This is a genomic window from Spiroplasma sp. ald (assembly GCF_044714355.1).
GTDB classification, from domain to species: Bacteria; Bacillota_I; Bacilli_A; order Mycoplasmatales; family Mycoplasmataceae; genus Spiroplasma; species Spiroplasma phoeniceum.
The window spans coordinates 1-6,021 of record NZ_RXFY01000070.1; the positions used below are offsets into that span (position 1 = coordinate 1).

1 protein-coding gene and 3 rRNA genes are annotated in these 6,021 nt (G+C 42.1%); all 4 read right to left on the reverse strand.

Features of this window, described 5'->3' with window-relative positions; all coding sequences use genetic code 4:
- Window positions 1–253: 253 nt before the first annotated feature.
- The 4 genes from rrf to EHU54_RS04105 all read right to left on the reverse strand — a co-directional run bounded on the left by rrf (window position 254) and on the right by EHU54_RS04105 (window position 5,920).
- Window positions 254–360: ribosomal RNA gene (gene rrf / locus EHU54_RS04090) — 5S ribosomal RNA — on the reverse strand.
- Between the two features lie 72 nt (window positions 361–432).
- Window positions 433–3,343, reverse strand: a 23S ribosomal RNA gene (locus EHU54_RS04095).
- 273 nt (window positions 3,344–3,616) lie between these two features.
- A 16S ribosomal RNA gene (locus EHU54_RS04100) occupies window positions 3,617–5,137 on the reverse strand.
- Together the 16S, 23S and 5S rRNA genes form the textbook arrangement of a ribosomal RNA operon.
- 459 nt (window positions 5,138–5,596) lie before the next feature.
- Window positions 5,597–5,920, reverse strand: coding sequence for a single-stranded DNA-binding protein (locus EHU54_RS04105; protein WP_400249078.1), 324 nt, complete (start codon window positions 5,918–5,920; stop codon window positions 5,597–5,599).
- Window positions 5,921–6,021: the final 101 nt, after the last annotated feature.

Sequence of the window (6,021 nt, forward strand, 5' to 3'; positions counted from 1 at the left end):
TTCAGCAACCTTTAAAATATCTAACATTTTATTAAAAGTGGCTTGTTTTATTCCTGTTAATCGGAATAATTCTTTATCATTAATAAAATCAAATTTATCAAATTTCATAATTTTAGATTCCTATAATTTCTATTTTAAATATATTTTATAGGAATTTTAAAATAACTAGGTTATGCAAGAAGTCTAATATAACATATTTGTAAAATACTAAGAAAGTAAAAATATTTTAAAAAAAGGTTAAAACCTTTTTTCAACCTGGCACTGCCCTATTTTCACCTTGCGGCTATCGTCGGCGTAATAGTGCTTAACTTCCGTGTTCGGGATGGGAACGGGTGTGTCCACTATGCCATAAGCACCAGATTATATCTGAGGGAAATTATCCGCTCAAAACTAGATAATAAACTGTCTAAAATTTGTAAATAAGCTCTCGCTTTTTTGAAGTCCTCGACTTATTAGTATTGGTTAGCTGAACACGTCGCCGTGCTTACACATCCAACCTATCAACCTTGTCGTCTTCAAGGGGTCTTACTCCATAAAGGATGGGAAATCTCATCTTAAAGTATGCTTCTCGCTTAGATGCTTTCAGCGATTATCATTTCCACACATAGCTACCCAGCTGTGCCACTGGCGGCACAACTGGTACACCAGAGGTATGTCCATCCCGGTCCTCTCGTACTAAGGACAGGTCCTCTCAAATTTCCTACGCCCGCGACGGATAGGGACCGAACTGTCTCACGACGTTCTGAACCCAGCTCGCGTACCGCTTTAATGGGCGAACAGCCCAACCCTTGGGACCGACTACAGCCCCAGGATGCGATGAGCCGACATCGAGGTGCCAAACCTCCCCGTCGATGTGGACTCTTGGGGGAGATAAGCCTGTTATCCCCAGGGTAGCTTTTATCCGTTGAGCGATGGCCCTTCCATACGGTACCACCGGATCACTAAGCCCGACTTTCGTCCCTGCTCGACCTGTCTGTCTCGCAGTCAAGCACCCTTCTACCTTTGCGCTCTATGTATGATTTCTGACCATACTGAGGGTACCTTTGGGCGCCTCCGTTACATTTTAGGAGGCGACCGCCCCAGTCAAACTACCCACCTGACACTGTCTCTGATCTGGCTTACAGATCTAGGTTAGGATTCCGACATAACAAGGGTGGTATTCCAAGGATGACTCCACAACAACTAGCGTTACTGCTTCAAAGTCTCCCACCTATCCTATACATGCTATATCAAAACCCAATATCAAGCTATAGTAAAGCTCCATGGGGTCTTTCCGTCTAGTTGCGGGTAACCTGCATCTTCACAGGTACTAAAATTTCACCGAGTCTGCAGCCGAGACAGCGAAGGGATCATTACGCCTTTCGTGCGGGTCAGAACTTACCTGACAAGGAATTTCGCTACCTTAGGACCGTTATAGTTACGGCCGCCGTTCACTGGGGCTTCGGTTCAAAGCTTCGCTAATGCTAACTAATTCCCTTAACCTTCCAGCACTGGGCAGGCGTCACCCCCTATACGTCGTCTTACGACTTTGCAGAGAGCTGTGTTTTTGCTAAACAGTTCCCCCTTCCTCTTCACTGCGGCTCATATTACTATGAGCACCCCTTCTCGCTAACTTACGGGGTTATTTTGCAGAGTTCCTTAGCTACAGTTATCTCGCTTGCCTTAGGATTCTCTCCTTGACCACGTGTGTTCGTTCTAGGTACAGGCACCATATAAATAGTACTAGAAGCTTTTCTTGGAAGCATGGAGTCATATACTTCGCTACTAGGCGAACCGTTCGCTCCCCATCACACTTCAAGGTTATGCAAGGCGGATTTGCCAACCTTACCCTCTTTGTGCTTAGCCCGGAATCCAATAACCGGGATATACTATCTTTCTCCGTCACTCCATCGCTCTATATGGTGGTACAGGAATATCAACCTGTTGTCCATCGACTACGCCTTTCGGCCTCGCCTTAGGTCCTGACTAACCCTGGGTGGACGAACCTTGCCCAGGAAACCTTGGTCAAACGGCATGAGGGATTCTCACCCTCAAACGTTACTCATGCCGGCATTCTCACTTCTAACCAGTCCAGCAGTCCTCACGGTCTACCTTCATCCCTGTTAGAACGCTCCCCTACCGCCCTGTATATAAATACAAAACCCATAGCTTCGGTATTATGCTTAGCCCCGGTACATTTTCGGCGCAAAGTTACTCGACTAGTGAGCTGTTACGCACTCTTTAAAGGGTGGCTGCTTCTAAGCCAACCTCCTAGCTGTCTAAGCGACTTCACATCCTTACACACTTAGCATAAATTTTGGGACCTTAGCTGATGATCTGGGCTGTTTCCCTTACGTGCATGGACCTTATCACCCATGTACTGACTGCCGAGTATACAAAATTGGCATTCGGAGTTTAATTGCATTCAGTACCCTTAGGTGGGGCCATCATACATTTAGTGCTCTACCTCCAACTTGCTAACCTCGACGCTAGCCCTAAAGCTATATCGGGGAGAACCAGCTATCTCCAGGTTCGATTGGAATTTCACCTCTAGCCACAAGTCATCCGCGGTCTTTTCAACGAACGTCGGTTCGGTCCTCCATTAAGTTTTACCTCAACTTCAACCTGCTCATGGCTAGATCACCTGGTTTCGGGTCTATGACAACATACTAAACGCCCTATTAAGGCTCGCTTTAACTACGGCTCCGTATTTTCTACTTAACCTTGCACGGGATCATAACTCGCCGGTTCATTCTACAAAAGGCACGCCATCACGCATTAACGCGCTCTGACTTATTGTAGGCACATGGTTTCAGGAACTATTTCACTCCCCTCCCGGGGTGCTTTTCACCTTTCCCTCACGGTACTGGTTCACTATCGGTCACTAGGTAGTATTTAGCCTTGGGAGATGGTCCTCCCGGATTCCGACGGAATTTCACGTGTTCCGCCGTACTCAGGATACCATTTCGAGTCTTGTCTATTTCATATACGGGGCTATCACCCTCTGTGGCATGGTTTTCCAACCATTTCTACTATAAACAAGTTTTGTAACTCTACTATTATGGTCCTACAACCCCAGATAAATCTGGTTTGGGCTGTTCCCCGTTCGCTCGCCGCTACTAAGAGAATCGCTTTCGCTTTCTTTTCCTCTAGGTACTAAGATGTTTCAATTCCCTAGGTATACCTTCACTATAACTATTTATTTATTATAGGATGATGAGAGATTAATCTCACCGGGTTTCCCCATTCGGACATGTCCGGATCAAAGCTTACTTCCAGCTCCCCGAACCTTATCGCAGGTAGTCACGTCCTTCATCGTCTCCTATTCCCAAGGCATTCACCATACGCCCTTTGTAACTTCAAAGTTTTATAAATTATTTGACCTGATTTTAAATCAGTTTTTTGAGAATTATTTACAAATATAACTGTGAAATTTTAGTTATTTTTTAAAAATAACAGAAATTTTGAATTATTGTTATTTTAATCACTTGATTAAAATAACTAGATGTCTATTATCCAGTTTTCAAAGAACAATTCCAATAACATTTACTTGTTATTGTCAGAGAAACTAATCTCTGAAAACTAAACATAACGGTCATTAAAACTAGTTAATTACTATAAAGTATTAACTCCATAGAAAGGAGGTGATCCATCCGCACGTTCTCGTACGGATACCTTGTTACGACTTCACCCTAATCATCAATCCTACCTTGGGCGGCTTTCTCCTTGCGGTTAGAATACCGACTTCTGGTATTATCAACTCTCATGGTGTGACGGGCGGTGTGTACAAGACCCGAGAACGTATTCACCGCGACATTACTGATTCGCGATTACTAGCGATTCCGGCTTCATGAGGGCGAGTTGCAGCCTTCAATCCGAACTGAGATCGGCTTTTTCAGATTAGCTTCTTCTTACGAGATCGCAACTGTTTGTACCGACCATTGTAGCACGTGTGTAGCCCAAGACATAAGGGGCATGCTGATTTGACGTCATCCCCACCTTCCTCTAGTTTACACTAGCAGTCCCGTTAGAGTATCTCAACTTAATGGAGTAACTAACGGTAAGGGTTGCGCTCGTTACTGGACTTAACCAAACACCTCACGGCACGAGCTGACGACAACCATGCACCACCTGTCTCAATGTTAACCTCCACTGTATTTCTACAGCTTTGCACTGGATGTCAAGCCTTGGTAAGGTTCTTCGCGTTGCTTCGAATTAAACCACATGCTCCACCGCTTGTGCGGGTCCCCGTCAATTCCTTTGAGTTTCACTCTTGCGAGCATACTACTCAGGCGGAGTACTTAATGCGTTAGCTGCAGCACCGAACTTAGTCCGACACTTAGTACTCATCGTTTACGGCGTAGACTACTAGGGTATCTAATCCTATTTGCTCCCTACGCTTTCGTGCCTAAACGTCAGTGATAGGCCAGTCGACCGCCTTCGCCACTGGTGTTCCTCCATATATCTACGCATTTCACCGCTACACATGGAATTCCATCGACTTCTCCTACACTCTAACTTAACAGTTTTCAAGGCGAACTGGAGTTGAGCTCCAGGATTTGACCCCAAACTTGTTAAACCGTCTGCGCACGCTTTACGCCCAATAAATCCGGATAACGCTTGCCACCTATGTATTACCGCGGCTGCTGGCACATAGTTAGCCGTGGCTTTCTGGTAAGGTACCGTCAAATAAGTATCATTTCTTATACTTACTGTTCTTCCCTTACAACAGACCTTTACAATCCGAAGACCGTCTTCAGTCACGCGGCATTGCTCCATCAGGCTTTCGNCCATTGTGGAAGATTCCCTACTGCTGCCTCCCGTAGGAGTTTGGGCCGTGTCTCAGTCCCAATGTGGCCGATTACCCTCTCAGGTCGGCTACGTATCATTGCCATGGTGGGCCATTACCCAACCAACTAACTAATACGCCGCATCCTCATCCAATTAGTGATCCAAACGGACCTTTTAACATTCTCTGATGCCAAAAAATGTCGTATGCGGTATTAGCAGTCGTTTCCAACTGTTATCCCCCGCTAATGGGTAGATTAGATACGTGTTACTCACCCGTTCGCCACTGGGTGCAAGCACCCCGTTCGACTTGCATGTATTAGGCATGCCGCCAGCGTTCATCCTGAGCCAGGATCAAACTCTCATTAAAAAAATATCGTTTTTGTTCCTAGCTTTAATGACGGATATTCATTGATTAAATGATTATCTTTTGTTGTTATGTTTAGTTTTCAAAGATCGTTCTTGTGTCAGCAAAACACCTTTCAAATCATACAAAATTATGCGTTTATTGTCAATAACTTTTGACTCTTTTTTTCATATTTTTAGTATTGTTTTTGATAATGTAAGTAAGTATTTTATTTACAATTAAGTAATAAATTACTACTAACTGACACCTTTATAAGTATATAAAATCCTCATTTTTTTGCAAGTGTTTTTAGCAAAAATATTAATTTTTTTTATAAAAAAATAATTACTTAAAAAGACCTTATTTTAATTTCTTTTTCTTGAAACTATTGTTTTCCTTGGTATTAAATTTTAATTTATTTATATAAAAAACCACTTCAAAAGAAATGGCTAATTGGTATTAAGTTAATAATATTAAGTAATGTTAGTTAAAACTGCTTAAATATGTAACACGGTCAGCAATTATATCGTTATAATAATTTTCTTCATCAAAATTATTGGAACGAAATGATTGAATTCGCCCTTTAACAGAAATAATTGCTTTATCACGTAAACTAATATCTAAATCATCGATATTATTTGTTCATACTTTAACATTAACTAAATCACTATCATAGTTACCATCTTTATTTTTAAAAGGGCACTGAATCTTTAGTAAAAATTTCATTAGTTTTCGTTCTGCTTCTTTTTTATCATAAATAATTTCATAAGTTCCTTCTACTTGCCCAACCAATATTACTTGATTCATTAGACTTCTTGCATAACCTAGTTATTTTAAAATTCCTATAAAATATATTTAAAATAGAAATTATAGGAATCTAAAATTATGAAATTTGATAAATTTGATTT